The 21,223-nt window shown below is 38.6% G+C and carries 20 protein-coding genes; 12 read left to right on the top strand and 8 right to left on the bottom strand.

Annotation, left to right across the window (positions count from 1 at the left end):
• The first annotated feature begins 174 nt into the window (after positions 1 to 174).
• The gene (locus IAE53_RS07025) at positions 175 to 747 is read left to right on the top strand and encodes a TetR/AcrR family transcriptional regulator (RefSeq protein WP_200136174.1); all 573 of its coding nucleotides are present in this window, start codon (positions 175 to 177) and stop codon (positions 745 to 747) included.
• 150 nt (positions 748 to 897) lie between these two features.
• Here IAE53_RS07025 and IAE53_RS07020 read toward each other — a convergent pair whose 3' ends face one another.
• From IAE53_RS07020 to IAE53_RS06995, 6 genes are read right to left on the bottom strand one after another with little or no spacing between them, the layout of a single operon-like run.
• Complete coding sequence (locus tag IAE53_RS07020; RefSeq protein WP_200136175.1) at positions 898 to 3,090, bottom strand: pLS20_p028 family conjugation system transmembrane protein; 2,193 nt, start codon at positions 3,088 to 3,090, stop codon at positions 898 to 900.
• Positions 3,091 to 3,103: 13 nt separating this feature from the next.
• Positions 3,104 to 6,130: a type IV secretory system conjugative DNA transfer family protein gene (locus IAE53_RS07015; protein ID WP_200136176.1), complete on the bottom strand. Its 3,027-nt coding sequence runs from the start codon at positions 6,128 to 6,130 to the stop codon at positions 3,104 to 3,106.
• Positions 6,120 to 8,012 (bottom strand): AAA family ATPase, encoded by a 1,893-nt coding sequence (locus IAE53_RS07010; RefSeq protein WP_200136177.1) that lies wholly within the window; start codon positions 8,010 to 8,012, stop codon positions 6,120 to 6,122. The genes IAE53_RS07015 and IAE53_RS07010 overlap by 11 nt, the downstream gene beginning before the upstream one ends.
• Positions 7,990 to 8,526 carry a hypothetical protein gene (locus tag IAE53_RS07005; protein ID WP_200136178.1) on the bottom strand — a complete coding sequence of 179 codons (537 nt, stop codon included), beginning with the start codon at positions 8,524 to 8,526 and terminating at the stop codon, positions 7,990 to 7,992. Before IAE53_RS07005 ends, IAE53_RS07010 begins: the two co-directional genes overlap by 23 nt.
• A 12-nt stretch (positions 8,527 to 8,538) precedes the next feature.
• Positions 8,539 to 10,782: an ArdC-like ssDNA-binding domain-containing protein gene (locus IAE53_RS07000; RefSeq protein WP_200136179.1), complete on the bottom strand. Its 2,244-nt coding sequence runs from the start codon at positions 10,780 to 10,782 to the stop codon at positions 8,539 to 8,541.
• On the bottom strand, positions 10,760 to 11,035 hold the full coding sequence (locus tag IAE53_RS06995; protein ID WP_200136180.1) for a hypothetical protein: 276 nt from the start codon (positions 11,033 to 11,035) through the stop codon (positions 10,760 to 10,762). Before IAE53_RS06995 ends, IAE53_RS07000 begins: the two co-directional genes overlap by 23 nt.
• Positions 11,036 to 11,535: 500 nt before the next feature.
• Here IAE53_RS06995 and IAE53_RS06990 point away from each other — a divergent pair, with 500 nt between their 5' ends.
• The 8 genes from IAE53_RS06990 to IAE53_RS06955 all read left to right on the top strand — a co-directional run bounded on the left by IAE53_RS06990 (position 11,536) and on the right by IAE53_RS06955 (position 15,399).
• The gene (locus IAE53_RS06990) at positions 11,536 to 11,910 is read left to right on the top strand and encodes a single-stranded DNA-binding protein (RefSeq protein WP_200136181.1); all 375 of its coding nucleotides are present in this window, start codon (positions 11,536 to 11,538) and stop codon (positions 11,908 to 11,910) included.
• Between the two features lie 149 nt (positions 11,911 to 12,059).
• Positions 12,060 to 12,224, top strand: coding sequence for a DpnD/PcfM family protein (locus IAE53_RS06985; RefSeq protein WP_200136182.1), 165 nt, complete (start codon positions 12,060 to 12,062; stop codon positions 12,222 to 12,224).
• Positions 12,181 to 12,501, top strand: a complete 321-nt coding sequence (locus IAE53_RS06980) for a hypothetical protein (protein ID WP_200136183.1) — start codon at positions 12,181 to 12,183, stop codon at positions 12,499 to 12,501. The genes IAE53_RS06985 and IAE53_RS06980 overlap by 44 nt, the downstream gene beginning before the upstream one ends.
• Before the next feature lie 46 nt (positions 12,502 to 12,547).
• The gene (locus IAE53_RS06975; RefSeq protein WP_200136184.1) at positions 12,548 to 12,829 is read left to right on the top strand and encodes a type II toxin-antitoxin system RelB/DinJ family antitoxin; all 282 of its coding nucleotides are present in this window, start codon (positions 12,548 to 12,550) and stop codon (positions 12,827 to 12,829) included.
• Positions 12,829 to 13,146 carry a hypothetical protein gene (locus IAE53_RS06970; protein WP_200136185.1) on the top strand — a complete coding sequence of 106 codons (318 nt, stop codon included), beginning with the start codon at positions 12,829 to 12,831 and terminating at the stop codon, positions 13,144 to 13,146. Before IAE53_RS06975 ends, IAE53_RS06970 begins: the two co-directional genes overlap by 1 nt.
• A 235-nt stretch (positions 13,147 to 13,381) precedes the next feature.
• Positions 13,382 to 13,822 carry a hypothetical protein gene (locus IAE53_RS06965; RefSeq protein ID WP_200136186.1) on the top strand — a complete coding sequence of 147 codons (441 nt, stop codon included), beginning with the start codon at positions 13,382 to 13,384 and terminating at the stop codon, positions 13,820 to 13,822.
• A 16-nt stretch (positions 13,823 to 13,838) separates the two neighbouring features.
• Positions 13,839 to 14,615: a DUF1828 domain-containing protein gene (locus IAE53_RS06960; protein ID WP_200136187.1), complete on the top strand. Its 777-nt coding sequence runs from the start codon at positions 13,839 to 13,841 to the stop codon at positions 14,613 to 14,615.
• A 439-nt stretch (positions 14,616 to 15,054) separates the two neighbouring features.
• Positions 15,055 to 15,399 carry a hypothetical protein gene (locus tag IAE53_RS06955; protein ID WP_200136188.1) on the top strand — a complete coding sequence of 115 codons (345 nt, stop codon included), beginning with the start codon at positions 15,055 to 15,057 and terminating at the stop codon, positions 15,397 to 15,399.
• Here IAE53_RS06955 and IAE53_RS06950 read toward each other — a convergent pair.
• On the bottom strand, positions 15,314 to 15,814 hold the full coding sequence (locus tag IAE53_RS06950) for a hypothetical protein (RefSeq protein WP_200554209.1): 501 nt from the start codon (positions 15,812 to 15,814) through the stop codon (positions 15,314 to 15,316). The two genes, IAE53_RS06955 and IAE53_RS06950, sit on opposite strands and share 86 nt — an antisense overlap.
• Before the next feature lie 1,175 nt (positions 15,815 to 16,989).
• On the opposite strand from IAE53_RS06950, the gene IAE53_RS06945 reads away from it, so the two are divergent.
• The 3 genes from IAE53_RS06945 to IAE53_RS06940 all read left to right on the top strand — a co-directional run bounded on the left by IAE53_RS06945 (position 16,990) and on the right by IAE53_RS06940 (position 20,364).
• Positions 16,990 to 19,785 (top strand): SEC10/PgrA surface exclusion domain-containing protein, encoded by a 2,796-nt coding sequence (locus tag IAE53_RS06945; RefSeq protein ID WP_200136190.1) that lies wholly within the window; start codon positions 16,990 to 16,992, stop codon positions 19,783 to 19,785.
• The gene (locus tag IAE53_RS11560; RefSeq protein ID WP_255527360.1) at positions 19,778 to 19,903 is read left to right on the top strand and encodes a hypothetical protein; all 126 of its coding nucleotides are present in this window, start codon (positions 19,778 to 19,780) and stop codon (positions 19,901 to 19,903) included. Before IAE53_RS06945 ends, IAE53_RS11560 begins: the two co-directional genes overlap by 8 nt.
• Before the next feature lie 173 nt (positions 19,904 to 20,076).
• Complete coding sequence (locus IAE53_RS06940; RefSeq protein ID WP_200136191.1) at positions 20,077 to 20,364, top strand: hypothetical protein; 288 nt, start codon at positions 20,077 to 20,079, stop codon at positions 20,362 to 20,364.
• Positions 20,365 to 20,727: 363 nt separating this feature from the next.
• Here IAE53_RS06940 and IAE53_RS06935 read toward each other — a convergent pair whose 3' ends face one another.
• A complete protein-coding gene (locus tag IAE53_RS06935) occupies positions 20,728 to 21,141 on the bottom strand; it encodes a hypothetical protein (RefSeq protein ID WP_200136192.1) in 414 nt (137 codons plus the stop codon).
• Between the last annotated feature and the right edge of the window lie 82 nt (positions 21,142 to 21,223).

Here is a 21,223-nt window from a genome sequence, read left to right as displayed (position 1 = left end):
CAAACTATGAACAATACAAATTAAATATCATCAAATTGGTTTTTTGCAAGTTTTATTGTAGAATAAGTAACATTATCTGCCATAAACGAGTTTAAATTGATAATTCAATCTTTAAATAATAATCAATAATATTATCTTGTGGTATTAAGAAAAAGACGCGAGTCTGTGGGTAACATGCAAAACATAATAACTAATAACAAGACAAAAAATAGAATACTTAAAGCAGTAGTTGATTTACTTCCCAACCGGTCCCTAGCAAAAATAACAGTAGCGGAAATTTCTAGAACTGCCAATATTAATCGCAAAACATTTTACAAGTATTTTGATACGCCGACACAAGTAATATTGATTCATTTACAAGATCAAATCTTATCCGATTTGCTAAATAATTTAGGTCAATCTCCAGCAGGGAAGGCGCCATTAGATATTACCAATCATAAACAAACAGAAATAGTTTTGACAGTTCTCAATCGTTATCGCAGTGCCATCAAATCAATTTATCACGCTACCGATGGCTTAAATTTTGAACTTTTTGATGACTTTTTAACGAGACTACGACGCGATTGGTTGCCTTTTAAAAACTGTCAGTCAGCAGAAGAAAAATTTATGTCTGATATTTTCAGCGAAATGGCTATTAAATTGTTGACTGAATGGCTGGTGGCTGATCAACCCTTACCAATTTCGCTACTGCTAAAGCGCGCTGATTACTATTCCCACACTTCAATTTCAGATTTAAGCATCAAGTGATCTCAACTTGTTGACTAAATATTTGTAACAATGATTTAAATAAAAAAAGCAAAGAATGCAAATAAAGAATAACTTTATGATGTGAGCTTAAATTTAAAAGTGAGGTAGATTTCTCTATCTCACTTAGTTAATGCTAGCTAAAAAATTAGGTTACTTTTTAGTTATGTTTTTAGCAAAATCATCAATATCGAACTCACCAGTTTTTTTACTCTGTGCCGAAGCAGTTGGTTTATTACTATTCTGCACTTTATCAGTTTTTTCAACAGATTTAGCAGGGGTTACCGCTTTATGAGTCGATTGTGTTGTATTTTGTGACGTTACAGTCGACTTTGCTGGCTGTGAAACTGAATTTGTACCTGGTTTCGGACTTTGAATATCGCTTGATACGTTACCCTTAGTCTTGGACTGGTTAGATGACTGACCACCATTGTTCAACTTTGATAATGATTGGGCAGCCTGATTACCTCCCATGCCTACCTGAGCATTTGAAGTTTGAATTGGTCCAACAGATGGTTTTGTGTGGCGAGAATTAAAGGAGTTGATGGACTGCTTACCAGCAGTAAAGCCGGCGCCAACATTTTGTCCATATTGTTTTAGTCCTTTATCCCAGACTGCTTGTTTGACACCACTGCCTGCTGCTTTTCCAGCAGAAGCGGTTGTCTTAATTGGATGAGCTAAAGTTTGACCGACTCGGCCAACACCAGCTGCTATATGAGCTGTGTTCCGGCGATGTGACTTGCCCTTTGGTAAAACTTTGCCATCTTGCAAACGATCCGTATCCACCTTGCCGTTCTTTTTCAGAGGCAAGCCTTCAGAACTTGTGCCACCGAGGCCACCAGTTGGATTTGAATTTTGACTGTCGCTGATGCCACCATTACCATCGGCGCCATTTCCCATCGCAGCTTGTACTTTCTTTTGTTTGGTTTTACCTGTAACAGCGCCAACACCTTTACCAATTAGTGATTGTCCACCAGCCAATCCTTTAGCGACGATATTTCCGGCCATTTGGGCACCCATAACTGTGGCCATCGCATTATGTTGCGTACTAGTACCTGTCCATTCTTCAATCAGCTGAAACCCAGTCATCACGCCTTTTCCACCAGCCACTAAGGCTGCAATCGCTAATACGGTGTACGGCCACATACCAAGTGTTAAACCATTAATGGTATCAAAAGCAAACTGCGTCCAAGCAAAGAACAAGGTTAGGCCAACGGGTAAGAGAACAGCTCCTGTCAGTTGCCCCTCAATGAGTTGTAGGACCTGCTGGGCACGTTTACCTTTGGTGCCATCACGCATAACAAAGAAACCAACAGTACCAACGTACATCGCAATACGATACATCGCTAAAAACAGTGAAATAATGGCACCAAAGACAACGACAATATAGACGATTTCACCACCAATGATGCCCAACCAATTTGTCTTAATCACCGGATAATCTTCCTGAAAGGTCTTGCCTGTGGCCCACGAGGCCTTGTCTAAGTCAACGACTTTATCGTTAGCATAATCCCATTTTTGTGTGAATACTTTCTTGGCTATATCATTTAGACCAGTGGCATATCCATCTTTGGCACCAATACCGAAGACGCCATCTGTTTGTCCATCGCTCATGACATTATGATACACAGAAGATGTAATGAGTTGTTTATAAAATTTATCAGTTTTAGCATCATCACCATCACGGCTCTTGACGTATTTAGCATAATCAAAATCATTTTTGGCTAAATCAGGTAAATAAACTGATTCGTTACGCCATAGTTGATCAATTGGACTATAATTTTTCACTTGTTGACCATTAGGGTTCATCACAAAAGACGCAGTTGCGGGAACTATCTGCGTAAAGATACTTAGTAGCCAGGGTAAGATGGCAATTAAGCCAACCGACATGACAATTCCTTTCGGCCATTCACGTCCCTTAGCCCCATTAGACACTGCAAAACGAATCCATTGCAACACCATCATTAAAGCCAGCGCAATAAAACCAATGTCAAACAATAACGCACCAATTTTCAATAAGCCCCACTGTTGGGCAACCGTATTAGCTGCCGCACTGGAATGACCAGTAAAAATAGTCGTAAAATCAAATAATGCAAAGGCATGCGTATACGCCTCAAAAACACCTTGTGCCAAGTAATAAAATAATAAGGCAATACCGTGTAAAATTAGCATCAGCACAGTAATGACCAGGTGAGGATACACTGGCATATAATTTTTCACACTATCCCAAAAAGCAACTTTACTGCTATCATAACTTGCTGCTGCAACATTTGGAATTAAAATCAAACTGCTAATCCATAATGTTGTCAGTGCCAATATTCCCTGGCGCCATTTTTGTTTAATCATATTCATTCCTTTCCTAAAGTATTCGAATAATTTCCCACATCGCTTTTAAATCTCCGCCTAAAAGTTCGATAATCATGCGATTTGTATTGTTCGCATAGTTATCAAAGAACGTGTCGTTGTTCAGTTGGGCATAAGCAGGTTTCTGTTTTTCGTTTTTACTACGCGGAAAATTTTGCTTAATCATTTGTTCCACCGTCTTACGCTTTTTCTTATCGGCAATATCTTCTTGTGTCAAAAATGGTGTGTCATCAGCGACAAATGCTTCCTTCCAAGCAAGGTAAGCTTCCTCTTCCTGTTTTTGCAAAGGGGTCAATTCAGTTGCATGAGCACTTTGAGCCACAGCAATTTGTTCCTGAATCATTTGATTATCCGGAGCGGATAATTGACCAGATGTGTCGTGATATAAATCACCGCTATCGGTTTGAATTTGGTCTGCCAACAACTGATAATATGGTGTAAAATCTTGATACAAATCTTGATAAGATAACTGATTATGCTTAGCTGACAAGGCTAGGTCCGCCGTATAATACTTCAAAGTAAATTGATCACCGAGTAATTTAAAAGCAAATGGTAAAGTCAAACTGCCGGTCGCAAAAATAGGAAATGCCCGCACCTTATTAAATTTCCGATCTTGCCTTTTAACTGTGCGAATTGAAATTAACTCATTATCCATCAATTCAGACAACTCTTTTGCATCCATTAAGCGGCGCTTCTCAACATGTACTTGACGATTTCCGGATACCCAGTCTTTTTCTTCCACACCGACTTGCGAGGTGATTGATTCAGTCTGAACTTCAATTTCACCTAACTTTTTAGACAGAGCTTCATTGGTTCTCTCATCGTTAGTCAAGACATGGAACCAATTACCTGTATTGCCGATAATTTCTTGTGTTTCATATTCAGAATAATGTAAGCGAGGTTGATCAATCGTTTGAATGTAAATATCCACTAATTGATGATAGGTTAGACCACGGGTCAAGATGTTATTAAACCCTGGAATACGTGGATACATTGAAAATTCGTTGAGTTTATAAAAAATCCATTTGTTCAGTTCACGTTGCGTAATACGACTAGCAATATTGGTATTAGCAGAATAAACTTGGGCAATAAACAAACTGGCCAGCATGGCAAACAAGTCATTATCTTGTGGGGTAATCACAAAGATGGCCATTGGTCGTTCAGAATAACGAATCGATACTGCTACCTGGCCATATTTAAGCTTTGCCTCAATACTTTTCACCACTACTTTCAAAATTGGCTTTTTCGAGTACCTATCAAATTTTGGCTTACCAAGTTTAACTTGCTGTCTCTTTGTACCTGTTATCTTGACTTTATCATGGCGGATGTGTTGTGGATTAGTTGGATTATCAAAACTTGCTTCAATTAACCATTCGTTATCCAAAAAGCGCCGAATCGGAATTTGAATGCCACCGTATTGATTGACCTTTAGCTTATCCTCACCAGTTTGTTTATCAATATCAGCTCTAATTTGCTCCACTTCATGCTGATGTTGATCTAACACCCGCAAAGTAACTGCCGCGCCAGCATAACGCTTATCAAAGCTAAGTTTGATCATCCGCGGGAAACCAATGTCGGTTAACGTGATCGAATTCAGTGACGTTAAACGGGCAATATTTTCATCTGCAAACAACGTCAACCGATTTAAGACCGTAAAAAGAATCGAGGTTTTCGTGTCTCCAGAGGATCCCAAGTATTGCCCCGCATTCAATAAAATCATGTTATTAATGGGTGTCATGGGTAACTGTTTAATCATTGAGAAATATTTTGTTAAACCATCACCCTCTTTATCTGTGAATGCACTCATTGAGTTAATAAACTGCACGGTATTTGGTAAAGTCACTAAACGCGGGTTATCTTCTTCAAGCGCTAGTTTTAACAACACTAGCATAATTGCCTGAATGGTGGATTCCGCAGCACTATCCCAAATATCTTTACCGTTACCATTGGCATTGTCTGTATTACCGATAATCTGAACAATTGAATTAATTTCAATGGCAGCCTGTGGTAAGTTCCCCTGCATCGCATAATCTAACGCAATTTGTAACGGATTCCATGAATCCGATTCGCTAGGATCCATGATATTAATCATTCGGACATCATAACCTGCTTCGCGTAAAGCCTTATAACTCATCTTGGCATCTTCGTTTTTAGCGTCAGTATCTACAATGTTCCACTGCTCTTCGGAGCGACGAATAATGTCAATTAAAGGATACCCTAACATTTGATCCTTACCTGAGCGGCTAATCCCTGATGTCATCGCATGAGTATTTGATGTATCTACCCAATAAAAGCCTTCAAAACCACCTTTGACAGTTTGTTGATGAATAAAATAACGGTGCAACCAAGAAATTTTGTTTGTCATGTTTTGCAGCAGGGTACGTAATTTGATATACCTTGTTGGCCAGACACGTTCATTCATGCCTAAAGGACGTTTTAGCCACTGCCAGAGAAACAAAATTGGGTGAATCGTCGCAAAACGGCGATCATAACCTGAAATATGAGCAACAGGATGTCCCGGGGCACCCTGATAAAACTTGTTACGATCTGGCACCAATTTATAGGTTTGTTCGATTTCTTCGATTGTCGCAAAACGATTAGTATTTCGCGTAATATCACCAAAGACTTGTGACCAGTCATAGACACGTCGCCCCACAAAGCGATACATCAAATAAAGCCACAACAACAACATACCCAGTTTAATGGGTAATCCTGCATTGACCCATACCTGGAAAGTGTTGCTTGGATTGCCATTCATCAACAGTAAATTCAGCAATGTCTCTCCACTAATAGGTGACCAAGTATAGGTTCGATAGGCTTGCGCCAGCATTCCACCTAACGTACGGATAACAATCCAAGCTGTATTAGCAATCACAGCAGCATATAGCACTGCTGCTGTCAGAATAAGGGTCATTACAATTGCATATGTGATTCTAAACCACAATTGCCCACGCCACCGAATATAAGATTGTTTATTGAAATCCCGTTCGCTTTGATAATCGTGTTTTTTTCTAAATATCATTTAATTCACCTTTCTCATTTTTAAGTGGTGATAATTGATTAAAAATTGGCTTCCAGGAGCCATATGGACTCGTCTTGGTTGGTGCTTCACCTAAAGCCCGAAAGACAAAGACTGTTTGAACCGTTGGCTTTTTCCGTGCCTGTAATATAATGCGACCTAGTGGCGCAGTAATATACTTGTTGATAGTTGCATCAAGTGATCGCACCCCACGACTCGGTTTATAACCAACATCTGCAATATATTCAGCAATTGGATGCACAGGTAGCTGTTTGTTGTCATCGGTCCATTCAAACCCTAAGTCAAACGTATCGATGTAGTGGCTAACGTCTTCCGATTGCCATACTAGATTAAATCCCTGCTTCTGTAACCGCTTATTGACTTGGTTGAGCTTTAAATCCGTAATTTTCACCATTTCAGGCATGGTTAAAATGTGGAAGATAATGATTTTATTTGTTCGCGAAATAAATTCAGCCCGCATACCGGCGTTAATCAATGCTAATTCAAATGTTGTATTGAAATTATCCATACGCCGGTTGTCATTGAGGTATTCTTGTGACTTATCAAAGAGGTTAATCACAGCTTTAGAACCGGCATTCGTAGTCATTAGAATCAAGACATCCGCAAAATTAACGCCCCGTCCTGCCTTGTTTGATAGATGGCCATAATCCATGACTTGTAAGAGCAAATCTAAAATTTCTGGATCTGCTTTTTCAATTTCATCTAACAATACAACTGAATAAGGTGAATGACGTACCTGTTGGGTCAAACGTTGTTGAAACATAGCGTATGATTGGTCTAATTGTTTATATTCAGACATATCAAAACGTAACAGATTCTTCTCAGTACCAAAATAATACCTCGCTAAAGCGCGCGCTGATTCTGTTTTTCCTACGCCAGGTGTGCCTGCAAGAATCATGGAAACTGGTGTTTTGTCGTTCCGCAATCCTGCTGCTTTCTCAATGATTAAATCGACCATATCATCAATCGCCTCATCTTGGCCAATTACCTGTGCTTTCATATTATCCGCTAAGCGTTCTAATCGTTCATCCGCACTTGATATCGTGATTCTTTCTGGAATGTTAAAATCAAATGCCAAAATATGAGCCAAATGTCTCATGGTTAATTCATGATCCCCGTGAATTTTAGCGTAAGCGGTCGCTGAATCATACAATGAAATTGCTTTACGGGGTAAGAATTGATCAGGTATATAGCGAACCGATAGCTCAACCACTCGCTGATCTAGTTCATCAGGTAACACTAGGTCATAATCTTGCGAAAATTTTGGTTTAATCTGGTGAATGATATTGACTGTTTGCAGCACACTTAATTCTGGAATAGCAATCAAATCAAAGCGCGACATTAAGGCCCCATCACCTTCAATATACTGATGAAACTCCTCAGTGGTGGTTGCCCCAATGATTTGAAGTTTGTCGCGTGACAAGGCCGGTTTAATAATTTGTCCTGCTGCTTGATAGTCACCGGCGTTAATCTGATGAATTTCATCAATGAACCCCACGTATTGATCAGCGTGCGTTGTTAATTCTGTAATGATTTGTTGAAACTTGTAATCATATGTTTCACCATCAGTGATTGACATTAAATTAGCCAAACTAATTTGAATGATTTGGCGATCATGCCAGGCATTATCTTGTTCGAGCATCTTTAACGCTAAGGCTTCTACTAATTGTGTTTTCCCCACACCAAACGGGCCAATCAGTAAGGGAGAATTTAGCGTCACTTTATTTAAGGATGTCCACAACCGCTCCATTTCGGCATCACGGTTGTAAGCAACATGCTGACTAGGATTAGCTTGGACAATTTGACTGATATTCACGGTATAACGGTCTATATAAGGTGTTTCAGAGTATGTCTCCTCGCTCATTGGTATGCTCACTTTCATCTTGTTTATCAATATTTGCCAAAGGATCGCCATTGTCGGTTGATGTTGTGGCTGCCTCTTTAACTTCTTCTTTTCGAGCTGTTATTAGGTCACGTTCCAAACCTGGTTCATTTTGAATTGCTTTGATAGTGGCATCGACTTGAGCTTGTAAATCACTCATATTTAAAGCGTCTTGTGTCAACGTTTCATGTTGAAAGTTGGCTAGTTCTGGTAATTCATCCACGGCGACAAATTCACCATTGGGATTGTAAATATTTTGTACAATCGGCTGTATTGTGCCATCTATTTGTTTGACTTGCTTGACAACAATCGCTACTTCTACACCTAATGCTGGATCTCCCGTTGGGGTTAACTGGTCATAACGCATCGGGTCAACTGTCAAGGCCAAGGCCGTTTGGTCGTCCTCTGAATTTTTTGGCATAAACGAGAGGACAATTACGTCCACTGTTTTAGTGATAGCGGTAATTGTGCCGTATAACGTCTCTTCTTGATTCATCTTGATCTCCTTCTATCTTGTTAGCGTTGCTTTAGCGGCTACTTCTTGAACTTTCGCCTGTTTAACGCCCTGCGCTAAGGCGCTCGTTTGTTTTTTTACTGCACCATTTTCTAAATTATGAGATAGATAACGTTGCACATCTGTGGCCGCATCAACTACCTGCGACAAAATTTTGCCTGTGTCCGCGACGCTTGGCATTTTTTTCAAATTATCTGTCCAACTGGACATATAGCGAATGGAATCTGGTCCAGGATCAATCCCTAAATTTTTAGTCACGACATAACTGGTCATTTCTGCTTGTAATTCCTTGATTTCCTTTGGATAATCTGCTTTACTCATCAAGCCATGGAGTTTAGCATGCGCAATTTCATGCGCCAGCACATGTACTTTATCTGTCATTGGTAAATCAGTTCGCAAGTAAATGCGTTTATCTTTAGAATCTGACATTTGTGCAAACATACCTTTTGCTTGCCCTTGCCAGGTTTGGGGCCGCTGCGTTAATAACGTGTCACCCTTAGCATCAGAATGTAGCGTAATACCCAATTCACCAACATATTTTGTCAGTGCTTGGTAGGCATTATCAATATGTTGGGGACTTTGATCAGTCTGCAGATCAATTGGCCGATTGGGCAATAATTTTGGTAACTGTTCTTGGGTTGCGTTTGTCTGACGAACATCAAAAACAGTTTCAACTGGATAATGCTGAATCTCTAATGTTTCTAATTGCTTAGCTTTAGCGGCTTGCTTTTGGGCATCTGTTGCATCACGCCACATGACGCGTTCACCATTTTCAGTAATAATGGTCACTAGTTTGGTCGGTGCACCAAAAATCTTGAGACCTTTTTCACCCTTATTAATCTGAATGCCTTGTTGAGCCCACTGACGATAACCTTTAACCAAAGTGGCATCTGGCCGCTGTAATTTGATTAGCAATGAATTACGAGACGAGTAATTTAAGCCAGTTGAGATGAAATCCAAGAGATTTTTGAGTTCTTTGGGATCATCATGAAATTTGCCAACTTGCGCCATTGCCTCTTTAACAATTTTGATATTCTTTTCGCGGTTAATTTTACTGCGCTCTGCTTTATTTACCCAGGCCGTTTCTTTTTTCCCCTTATGTTTGGCTTGATTTGTCGCAACTTGATTTTGATCCTTTAAATTAATGATCGGTGTCTGAGACTTTTGCTTTGTTTGCTTTTCTTCTAGATCTGCCAATTGATTACGGCGCGTGATTGCCCCATCATTGGTCATAACTTCTTGACCACTTTCACCAGCTTTAAGTTGTTCATTCCAGTCTTTATAGCCATTAATAGGCAGGATACGCGAATAGACAATGCCTTCAAATTGTAGTTCTGGCATAGCTTCAAAACCGGCTAAATCGTTGTCAAAGGCATATTGAATTTTTTTTGGCATGGCTTCTTGATCAAATTTTAAACGTTCAGCCAAAAATTCATAAACTTTTCGGCCATTAGTGCCACTAACCGACAGTAAGGTCGTATTATCTTTTGCCAATTGCACATGATTTTGTTGGGCATAACTCAATAAATCAATTGGTGATTCAAACGCAATCAAAGTATCCTGACCGGTCCCAAAGGCCAAATTAAATCCATGTGTTGAATCACTGCCGGCCATAATTTGTTTTGTTGTGCCACGCTTACCATGTAATGCCTTGTCAATCTCAGTTCCTTGACGGTCAGCGCCAACGATTTTTCCGCTGCCATCTTTCCAAGCAAATAGCACCGGTTCTGGATTCAAGCGCTTGGTGAGATCACCTGGCACCCTAAATTGTGACCCTTCAAAGATTAAACCTTGGTTGATGCAGAACTCTACCAACTTAGGATTTAAACCACGCTCTTGCACCAAATAATTTTTAGCGCGCACGGTGTCTTTTGCTTTAAAAATTTTGTTCCAATCAAATGATTCTTTGGACTTCTGATGCTTGTATTGATTCACATCAATGTTGGCGCCTTTAATTTCTCGAGCGTATGCAAAACGCCGCGCCAAAGCTTCTTTCATAACCCCAGGTTTTGTTTCGTCGCCTAGTTCATAATTAGCAATGAAAGAGACCAGATCACCTTTGACATTGCGCGAGTTCCAAAAGTATTGGTTACGATTCGTACGAATAACCAACGAGTCATGATCAACTAAGCGCAATTCATTAGCTGACACTCTCACATAATCAATTCCGCGCCAGTCCAGATAGCCTTGAATCGGTAAACTTTTAAGAACCGCTTTATCGTGTTGACTCAATGCCATGATGTGCTCCCCCATTATTTTGCGGTGTATCAATGGTTAGATCACCTATCTTTAATAAAGCGTCTTCCATTGATTTAGTGCCCAATTGCGCCATCACTTGACGCCCAAGTTCAGCCTGTTGCTGCATCTCAAGATCCGCAATTAACGATTTTGTTTGCTTTTGTTTGAGCCGTATTTCCTGAATTTCCGCGTCAAACTTCGCCAACTCTGTTTGCGCACTTTTGATTTGTTGTGCAATTGATTTTTTTGCCATAATGATTCCTCCATTGTTTAATAACTTCATTATCAAACCCCAACAAAAAAAGACCAAAACGCGCACAATTGTGTCCTTTTGATCCATCTAATATTTTTAAGAAAGTACCGTGATAGTGTTTAGTCAATAAAAGACAGCGCCCCAGGCCCCCTGACACAACTTGACAGGCGTGCAAAATCGCACACCAGTCAAGTCATTGGGGGATCAACACCAAAGCGCTTGACCAACCTGTTTGAATAACAGTTATGTCAAGCGCTTTTTGCGCTAACGCTAAGCAAACAAGTTTGCTCTTTGGCTCAATCCATTTCTTTTTTACTTTTGTGACTCCCTAACAATAACACGTCACTGGCTTAAATTTGCAAGGCCAAGCCTCCGGTTGCTTCGCAAGCCCTGCAAAACGCCATCAACGTGTTCTTGAACGTCCGTTCACAACGCAATAAAAAATAAATGGCTTAGCCAAAAACCAACAGAAAAATGTTGTGACGGATAGGAGAATAAACATGAATCAAGTACAATTAATCGGTCGTCTAACGAGAGATGTTGATTTGCGCTATACACAATCTGGTAAAGCAGTGGCAACTTTCACTTTAGCTATTGACCGTCCGTTCAGACGTGATGGTGATGAACGAGTTGCCGATTTTATTCCAGTTGTCATGTGGGGAAAAGCTGCAGAAAATATTACTGCTCTGACACTCAAAGGACATCGCATCGCTATCATTGGTAGTTTACAAAGCCGTTCTTATATGGATAAAAATGATACAAAACATTATGTCATCGAAGTAAACGGTAATGCCTTTGAACTACTTGAAAATAAAAAAGGTTCAACTCAAAATGAGGCTGACTTAGGCCTCACCGAAGATGATTTACCTTACTGAGAAAGGATTACGAGGAAATAAATCATGTTATTAATACTAGATAGCTTACTTATTCTTGGCGCAGTAGCCATAGTTTGTTTAGTTGAACACCTTGAAACTTTGGGTTATTTTGATTAAACATTAACAAGATTGCAATACAAGGAGAAAAAATGACTTATACAATTGAAGTAACAGCAACTTTAACGCGTTGGGTTGATGTTGAGGCCGATGATTTCTTTGATGCACGTGACCAGGTACAACAACAATACTATGAAGGGAAGATTCCATTAGATGACAATGACTTATCGACCACAGAGTTTAACTGTGTCCCTTAAAATTAAATATTCTTCACATGGTATCGCTATCTATCCCAATTTAGCTAGGGATATGTTATCAGACAAAAAGTGGCGTCACCGTCTCGAACGTCGCTTTTTATTCATCACAAACTCTCAGGAAAAAGTTTCCGAACAATATTCCGATTGGTACTTTGGTTACTTGATTGATGCCTATATTAAAACACACTATCAGGTTTCCAACATCACCTATTCATCATCCATTTCTAGTGAACTATTAGCGAAGTTGCAAAAAGCGCAAACAAAAAAGTGTCATTAAATGGCACAAAATGGTATAATCAAGTAAAAGAATGGAGGTAGTGATAATGTCAGAAATGGTAAAGCGCCGTATTCAATACACTCTTGACCAAGGTGTCGCTGAAAGTGCTGAATATATCTTGTCAAAAGCAGGTATTACACCAGCCACCCTTATGAGCATGATGTATGCTCAAATCAATAAAACAGGACAAATTCCGGTCACGCCACAAGCACGTCCTGAAGACATTGCCACCGCGAAATTAATTAACGCTAGTTACAATCTACCTAGCGTATCGGTGGATAATCAAAAAGCACTTGATGATTTTTTGGAAGATGATGGCGGCTATTGATGGAAAAACAATTATATTGGGCATATGTTAGTTTCACTGAGGTTTCCGGTGGAAAAACTCGCCCTGTTCTGTACTTACGTCAAACTGACTATGATTACATTGTGTTTCGTTTGACTTCGAAATTTGATAACAAATCTGATTTTATCAAAAGTAAATACGTTGCAATTTTAGACTGGCAACAAGCAGGCCTTTCTAAACCTTCATGGATTGATACTGTCAAAACGTATCAACTACCTATTGATAAAACTAAGTTGTCTTATATTGGTCAATTATCAAGCGCCGACTTAGTGCGCTTGATAGATAGCATATACAAATAATTGCTAATTGAAATAATCCATTGCTCTAGCACATATCACACTCCCTTAAAATTCAATTTTGCTACTTGTGGTTGTTGTCAACCTATTACCACCATTAACCTTAAAGGTTAATTCCAAAATAACTTTGTAAAGAATTATGTGGTCTGGGATAAATTCAATGAGAATTTTGTATTTAATTGGCTTATTTTTTTATATGAAAGTATAATTAAGTGAGCAAAATTTTGAGGTAAAAGGTATGACTAGCTTACAGAATCTGTTGTTTGATAAGTTGAAATCATTGGCTAAATTAGTTGTTAATAATGAAATCCATGTCCCTAGTTTTTCTAATGAAACTCGTACAGACTTGGAAGCCCAGGTTAATGACAATATTCGATTTGAATTAATTATTAATCGTAAAGGGCATCGTAATAAGAATATATTCTCTTTAGTGTTTTTAAGCCCTAGGTATGACAATAAGATTATGACGCGTTTGGACTATTCTGGAACAAGCCATAAAGGGGTTGAAACGCCACATGTCCATATTTATGATGAAAAACATGATTTTGGCAAAAATGCTTTGCCTTTAAGTGCCCTATCGGCCGATGATATTAAAACTTACATGGATGCACTTGATTGGTTTTTAAATGACAACAATGTGGTTCATGATAATGTAAAAATTTCAGAAAATTTGACTTAGAGAGGAGGCTGCACCCATGACTAATTCGACAGAAATGCTTTTGACAGACTATCTGAACTGGTTAAAAAAGAATTATAGAATTAAACATTTGGAATCTTCAGATCAAATTGTAACACCTTTTGTTAATGCAATTAACGATAACATTAATATATATGTTGATAAAGTGACTAATCAGGAATTTTTGTTGAGTGATGATGGTGAAACTTTGAATGACCTTTCTTTAAATGGAATTGAGTTAACCAATACCCGAATAAAACTAATTGAACGTATTTTACTTGGTTCTGGAGTTGATCTGAAAAAAGATGAGTTAGTTACTAAAGGATATAATTCACAATTTTCAGAAAAGAAACATGCCTTATTGCAAACAATCTTAAGAGTTAATGATTTGATGATGACTCGTAGGAACAATGTCGTAAACCTTTTTTACGATGAAGTCAGTGCTTTTCTACATGAGAATAAAGTATTTGGTACTAATCGTGCAAAATTTACCGGTATTTCAGGATTAGATTATAAAATTGATTACACTATTCCTGCTAAAGAAAACAAGCCTGAAATTTTTGTCCAATTTTGCAACCATTTGGCGTTTAGCGAAATTACTAATTCGGCTTTCATTTTTGAAGATATTCAAAATCAAAGAGAATTGGAATTGCCTGGTTCTGCATCGTTAAGCAAAATTATTGCTAATGACAGTGAAAATAAGATATCTAGTAAAGTATATAAAGTTGCTGAGTCAAAAAATATTGAAATTTTGCCATACTCAAAAAAAGAAGAAATTATCGCAGCATTGTCTTAACATCAAAAAGTTTATGTTTTAAGATTAACTAAGTCAGCATGATTTGCTGGCTTTTCTTTTTGACAAAATGTATACACCCCCAGGCCCCCGAACATGGCTTGACCAGCGTGCAACATCGCACACTTGTCAAGCCATTGGGGGATCAATACCAAAGCCCTTGACGGACCTGTTTGAATAACAGATCAATCAAGGGCTTTTATGCGCTAACGCTAAGCAAACAAGTTTGCTGTTTGGCTAACACCATTTCTTTTTTGCTTTTGTGACTTCCTGACAATAACACGCCGTTGGCTTAAATTTGCAAGGCCAAGCCTCCGGTTGCTACGCAAGCCCTGCAAACCACCATCAACGTGTTCTTGAACGTCCGTTCACAACGCAATAAAAAATAAATGGCCCAGCCAAAAGCCAACAGAAAAATGTTGTGACAGGAAAGAGGTTTATTATGAACATTACACTATCAAAAACCCAACTTATTTCACGTAACAACATTACCAATCAAGAACAGGTATATGGTACTGCAGATGTCTTGCGTTTTAAATTTGATAGCACTGTACATAGTGCACAGATGGTTGAAATGAATGTAATTTATGTGCTTGAAACTATGTATATCAATGACAACCTTTACTTCCCTTCAAATGGGGCATGGGTTAGTGTCAAAAACTTTGGCAGTAAAGAGGCCGAGTTCATATTTGTCTTCACTTCTACAAAGGAAAATCATGATATTGCACAGCTGACACAACAACTTCAGGAAGCGATTGAACATCAGCTAGTGCCTGATTGGGCTTAATCAGCAGTTCCCCGCCCCAATTTTTAGCAGCAATATGATACTTTGGACAATCAAATTCAATGTGATCATTCATAAATCCTGAGCGCATATTAAACCATAAAACTTGTGGATTCAATAATTCAAATTGCCAAACGCTACTGATTAGTTCTTTTGTGAATGGGCTGCCTTTTCCAACTCTTCCCATAACATAATTGTCACCTTGCAGTTTGCCACAATGAGAACAAATATTACTAAGTAAAGTGGCGTCTCGCATGTGAGAATAACGGTAGTCTATCGACCATGTTTCCTTAAATTGTCGCTTAAGACTTTTGGGAATAAAGGGTTCAAATTCACTAATTGGAATTACTGCAAAATTGCCAATACGATTAGCCAAATCTTGATATTCCAAATCATCGCCATAATCTAAATCAGCCATATTATAGCTATCTAAAAGGATACCTTTAACATGTGTCAATTGGTGACATGAGTAGCACTCAAATGGTGCCGAAATTAATTGAAAAAAATTGGAAATTAACAAATTACCCGGTAGCCATCTTTTCATTAGCATAAGATGGCTAAGGTTTGAAAACATCCAGTCGTCCCCTTGCTTGAATGCGCCCAATTTTTCAACTCGTTGTTGATCCCTATCATTTACAATCAACTTAAATCCCCTACTTACCATACTATTTACACCCTCCTATTTTCAAAAATATTGTATCAAATCATCGTTACGAATTCTATACACCCAGACCCGCTCTGCAAAAAGAAAGTCCCAAACTATTCTATGAAGCCTTGTTGGCTCTTGACATGGGATTTAAACCAAGCACTGTCACACCAAGTCAATATCAAGCAATGGAATAAACGTTTAATCAGTACACTGAGAATAAGCCAAAACACATGCTTGATAATTGTTACACGGAATTGTTTGACAATGTGGTAGAAAACGGATTGTCATTTACCATTGACAACACAAAATAATTTTGGAAGTGATCTGAAACACGGTCACTTTACCTTGGTAAGCCCCCGACCCCACTGGTAGATTGAAGCGCCCGCACAAGCCGGCGTTCCTTTCAATCGTGGGGAGCAAAGAGCATCGGCTATCGCCTCAGTTCCTATCGTCACATCCAACTTGAAATTGCTGATATTTCTTATTTGCCTACCAAACAATACCACGCTGCTGGCTTAAATTTGCAAGGCCATGCCTCCGGTTGCTACGCAAGCCCTGCAAAACGCCATCATCGCAGTCTTGCATGTTCGTCAAAACGAAATAACATCACCAATTTAAAGTCAGATAATTCCGACAGAGAATTGAGAATAGATCGGAGGTTGGTATTTTAAAAATAAAGACATTGGTTCTAATAAATAATGTTTGAAAGTGCTTTTATATCAGCAAATTCCAAATATTAGGACATTCCATTGGTTTTATTAGAACTAAAATAAAAATTGGGGACTCAATGAGACAAATGAGCATGTTTGCCCATTAGGCCCTGAGTAATCATTATTTAGAATCAAGCTTACCTTTTAACAATAGGCAAGCGTACATACAGGCAACGTGGCTGGCCTTATAGATCGCAAAAATTTCATCACTCGGAAGAGAGTTAGGAGAATATTATGCATAAGAAAATGTACAAATCAGGAAAAAATTGGTTGGTTGCAGGAATCGCAGCCACGGCCGTAACAGCAACTTTGGCTAATACTTCAACAACAACCGTACACGCCGATAGTATGTCGAATGCTACCAAACAAGCGAATAATAACCAGACAACAGCAAATGATGTTGCCAACGCCAAATCAACTGTCGATACAGCTCAGCAGCATCAGCAACAAGCTCAGTCTGCAGTTAGTCAAGCAACAACAAAGCTCAATGATACCAAGCAAGCACTGAAGACGGCGCAAGCTAACAAAGACCAAGCCACACCAGAAAACATCGCGGCTACCAGTGCCGCTGTTGATACTGCAAATAATGTCACTATTCCAGCAGACAAAAACGCTGTCGCTACTGCTACTCAAGAGCAAGACAAGGCACAAAGCGATGCACAAACAGCTAACGATAAAGTTAAAGAAGCACAAACTGATGTTGATTCACAACAAAAAGTTGTTGATCAAGCACATCAAGACGTTGAGAATACAAATGCTCAAACGGCCGCAGATGACTTAAATAAAGCAAATCAAGCTGTCAGCAAAGATCAAGTAGCGGTGCAAAATGATCAACAAACTATTGACTCTACTAGTAAACAAATACCCGATCAACAAGCGGCTGTGACAGCAGCTAATGAAGCAGTTAATGCTGCTCAAAGTTCAGTTGAAGTAGCACAAAGTGATGCTAACAAAGCTAGTGAAAATAAAACTTCAGCAGAGTCCAACGTTAAAGACGATCAGCAAGTCGTGACAACAGCAACTAAGAGTGCAGAAACTGCTACGACTAATTTAAATACGGCTCAAACGCAATTCGATCAGCATAATCAATTTGACCGTAATGCTGCTAAAACAATTCTTGGATCTGGTTCTTACTCACCAAGTGAAATTCTCGAAGGCACACTTGAAAATGAAACTCAGTTACCAAACAAATTAGTTATGCCACAAATTTATCAACAAGGAATTCAAAATGGCCAATCTACAACTATTCAACTTTATTGCAATGACGGAAAAGTTATTAACTATACGGTCCCACTGAATGGTTCAGGTTATGTAGATCCTTTCTATCAGGTACGTGTTGCAAAAGATAATTCCCCTAAATTAAAGTTCAATCAGGATGGTGTATTAGATGCCGTACAGGCACAAGAATTAACCGCATACGCCCTTGAACTGATTAATTCAGTTCGTGTACCACTTGGGTTACCTGCCTTGAAAATGAATAGCTTAACCGTTCAGGCTGGTCAAGCAATGGCCTTAGATCGTGCAAAAACGAACACTAGCAACCCCCATGTTGATGCTCAGAAGGATATTGATGGCATAATTGGTGAAAACGGATTTGGTCAGAATGCAAGTATGTTTTCTGTCACTGCGGGCGTGGACGAAACCGGATGGGATAGTGCCAATAATACAATGCTATTCGCTAAGGCAAATCTTGTTAATACAATCATTAGTATGATATGGAATGATTTCACTTCTAATAACGGGCATACAAAGAATTTCTTAAATGGCTATGACCCAGCTGCTGGATACCAACCATCAACCTATATGTCTCTATCAATTACCTCACCTGATTTGCAGCAAGCAGCCGGTGGATATAATGTCGCTTTTAACCTCTACACAGATGGTTCTAAAATCAAAAGCTTCCCTGACCTGCCAGTTAACGATACAACAGCAGGTGTTGAAGATACAGTTGCCATCCAATTACAAAATGCCGTAACCAAAGCCAAATCAACTAATCAAGAAGCGATCACTGATTTGCATAACGCTGAAAACAAATTAGCTCAGGATCAAGTAATTCTTGAAACTGCTAACACTAATTACAACACTGCTAATCAGATGCTCACTGCAGCGCAAAAAGATTTAACCAGTAAGCAAAGTGTATTACAATCAGCACAAAAAGGCTTGTCAACTAGTCAACAAGCTTTGCAACAAGCTCAATCATCATTGACAGATAATGCAGCACAATTATCAAACGATCAAGCAACACAAAGTCACGCACAAGCTGTTGTGGATAATTTAGACAGTGCCTTAAAAGAAAAAATAGCACTTCTCAACTCCGCCGAAACTAAATTAAATAATCTAACAAAGGTTCTTAATGAGGCGAAAAATGATTACGAAAATAAACAAGCAATTCTTAAAGTAGCAAACAACAAGCTGAGCGATGCCAAAGCTAATTTGGCAAACGACTTGAAAAGCTTGGCTACGCTTCAAGAAAAGTTAAGCACACTAACCAACGCCGATAGTTTGTTAGCTACCGCCAAAAGCAATTTGGCCTCTGCAAAATCTCAATTTGATCAAGCCAATGCAGCATTAGAATCAGCCACCTCAGAATTGGCAACCGCACAAGCTAAATATAACACGATTAAAATGGACTATGACGCCGAATTGGCTGTTCAAAAGGAAACTCTAGCCATTGAAGCACAAAAAGAGGCTCACAAAGCTAATAAGGGCCAAAAAAGCAGTGTTTCATTAAGCCATGATAACGATGCGCAGCCCGTCACTCAAAATGGAACTAACCAGTATGCTGAATTGAGTAATATGAACACTATAAGCCCAAAGATTCGGCCAGCTGCAGCAACAACCAGTCAAGTTCAAGCATCATCAGTTTTTGCCAGTTCAGCAAACAGCCTTTTGACTCGCTTACCTCAAACTGGTGAACAAAACAACAATTTGTGGCTTTCAATTATTAGTGGCTTGCTAAGTTTGGCTGCACTATTTGGCATCCGTAAGCACCACCACGCAGCTCATTTAAGAGATGCTAGTCATGTCTAAGTTAGTTAAGTACCAATATCAAAATGAGTACGCTTGGCCATTTGTGGCAATGGTCTTACCCATCTACCCAATTGTCTACTTAACTGAAGAAGATGTTCACGACCTCTTTATTTGGTAATGATCAATAAAAAAACCGGTTTTTACCGGTGTACATAATCATAGCAATGTGGCTGGCTTTGTAGATCACCAACAGGATCCAAACTTTCTCACATAAAATATTTCTTCTCCTATTCACATGAAATTTGGCAAAGAATCCTGTTGAAATACATATCATTTGGAGGATATAACATCATGGGCATACTATTCAGCTGGCTGGGAATCGCTGCTTTAATTATTTTATTTATTTTTACTGTTGCCATCATAATCATCGCTGGGCTGGCTATATTAGCTTATTGGTGGATCATATTACCAGTGTTTTGGATAGTCGCCCAATCTATTTCTGATGGCTGGACAGGGTTTTGGAGAGCCTTAATTGAAATTCTTTTAGCCTTTATTTTGTTTATCATAGTCTTTATCGGCGTTCCTGTTCTGATTGGAAAAATACATAACAGAATTAAAGAAAAGGCAAATCACAACTAAAACTGAATTGAGCAATCATGTAAATAATGTATGAATTTATAGCTATAAATATATCAACTAACCAAGATAGTCTAAATGGCTTGCCTTAGAACTCAATAAAAATTTTTACAATTATACATCCTCGTTAAAAGCCATAATCTCAAGCAAAAATAGTAACATTATGCAAAGAAGTTCAACCACATTAATATTTCTAAAACTTTTAACTATAGTATCAAAACTATTGAGTCCTGATTCAATAATTTATGTCTAATTCAATTTTTTTTTTTAATATTATTTCGATTTGTGTTTTCAAAATGAAAGTGTCTGCAAGAGAAGTATTAAATGAAAGTTGCATCCGCAAATCATTAAGTAGATTTTCTGAGTTTACATTCCTTGTCTCATAGCGTGATAACTATTCCAAACCTCGGCTGAAACAATGTAGACTTCACCCGAACTTCGTGTAAGAGCAACATAAAGCTGATTTCTAGTTTTATTACCTAATGTGCTCGCATTCCAATCATCATCGAAAATATTTTTTAAACTATCCGTTAATACCACTATGATTTTGCTGTACGTATCACCTTTAGAATATGACCAATTGACAGTATCGTAACTTGATTTATTAAGGAAATTCAAGCTATTGATTGGATAATAAAGTATTTTTGCACTTGTCAACAAGTCATTATTTAACTGTGCTGGATCTTGAATCAGTTTTAAAGTATCATGCTTTTGTGCATTAGGTGACTCTATGTTAGTACTAAAATCAATGTTAAATTTTTTTTGTATGAATGTGGCCACATCTGGAGTAACACGCCATGATTCATTTAAACTAACTGTGTCTAATTTAAATATATGGCCAAAAACTTTTTTTAATAGCGTG

It is taken from the genome of Leuconostoc sp. S50 (assembly GCF_016624925.1).
Classification (GTDB): domain Bacteria; phylum Bacillota; class Bacilli; order Lactobacillales; family Lactobacillaceae; genus Leuconostoc; species Leuconostoc pseudomesenteroides.
The sequence above is the reverse complement of the archived record's forward strand: the minus strand, read 5'-3'. Positions and strand labels throughout refer to the sequence as shown.

Excerpts from the sequence above, each read along its gene's own strand:
- IAE53_RS07025 (WP_200136174.1), top strand. The coding sequence starts at position 175 with ATGCAAAACATAATAACTAATAACAAGACAAAAAATAGAATACTTAAA.
- IAE53_RS07020 (WP_200136175.1), bottom strand. The coding sequence starts at position 3,090 with ATGATTAAACAAAAATGGCGCCAGGGAATATTGGCACTGACAACATTA.
- IAE53_RS07015 (WP_200136176.1), bottom strand. The coding sequence starts at position 6,130 with ATGATATTTAGAAAAAAACACGATTATCAAAGCGAACGGGATTTCAAT.
- IAE53_RS07010 (WP_200136177.1), bottom strand. The coding sequence starts at position 8,012 with ATGAGCGAGGAGACATACTCTGAAACACCTTATATAGACCGTTATACC.
- IAE53_RS07005 (WP_200136178.1), bottom strand. The coding sequence starts at position 8,526 with ATGAATCAAGAAGAGACGTTATACGGCACAATTACCGCTATCACTAAA.
- IAE53_RS07000 (WP_200136179.1), bottom strand. The coding sequence starts at position 10,782 with ATGGCATTGAGTCAACACGATAAAGCGGTTCTTAAAAGTTTACCGATT.
- IAE53_RS06995 (WP_200136180.1), bottom strand. The coding sequence starts at position 11,035 with ATGGCAAAAAAATCAATTGCACAACAAATCAAAAGTGCGCAAACAGAG.
- IAE53_RS06990 (WP_200136181.1), top strand. The coding sequence starts at position 11,536 with ATGAATCAAGTACAATTAATCGGTCGTCTAACGAGAGATGTTGATTTG.
- IAE53_RS06985 (WP_200136182.1), top strand. The coding sequence starts at position 12,060 with ATGACTTATACAATTGAAGTAACAGCAACTTTAACGCGTTGGGTTGAT.
- IAE53_RS06980 (WP_200136183.1), top strand. The coding sequence starts at position 12,181 with ATGACAATGACTTATCGACCACAGAGTTTAACTGTGTCCCTTAAAATT.
- IAE53_RS06975 (WP_200136184.1), top strand. The coding sequence starts at position 12,548 with ATGTCAGAAATGGTAAAGCGCCGTATTCAATACACTCTTGACCAAGGT.
- IAE53_RS06970 (WP_200136185.1), top strand. The coding sequence starts at position 12,829 with ATGGAAAAACAATTATATTGGGCATATGTTAGTTTCACTGAGGTTTCC.
- IAE53_RS06965 (WP_200136186.1), top strand. The coding sequence starts at position 13,382 with ATGACTAGCTTACAGAATCTGTTGTTTGATAAGTTGAAATCATTGGCT.
- IAE53_RS06960 (WP_200136187.1), top strand. The coding sequence starts at position 13,839 with ATGACTAATTCGACAGAAATGCTTTTGACAGACTATCTGAACTGGTTA.
- IAE53_RS06955 (WP_200136188.1), top strand. The coding sequence starts at position 15,055 with ATGAACATTACACTATCAAAAACCCAACTTATTTCACGTAACAACATT.
- IAE53_RS06950 (WP_200554209.1), bottom strand. The coding sequence starts at position 15,814 with ATGGCTGATTTAGATTATGGCGATGATTTGGAATATCAAGATTTGGCT.
- IAE53_RS06945 (WP_200136190.1), top strand. The coding sequence starts at position 16,990 with ATGCATAAGAAAATGTACAAATCAGGAAAAAATTGGTTGGTTGCAGGA.
- IAE53_RS11560 (WP_255527360.1), top strand. The coding sequence starts at position 19,778 with ATGTCTAAGTTAGTTAAGTACCAATATCAAAATGAGTACGCTTGGCCA.
- IAE53_RS06940 (WP_200136191.1), top strand. The coding sequence starts at position 20,077 with ATGGGCATACTATTCAGCTGGCTGGGAATCGCTGCTTTAATTATTTTA.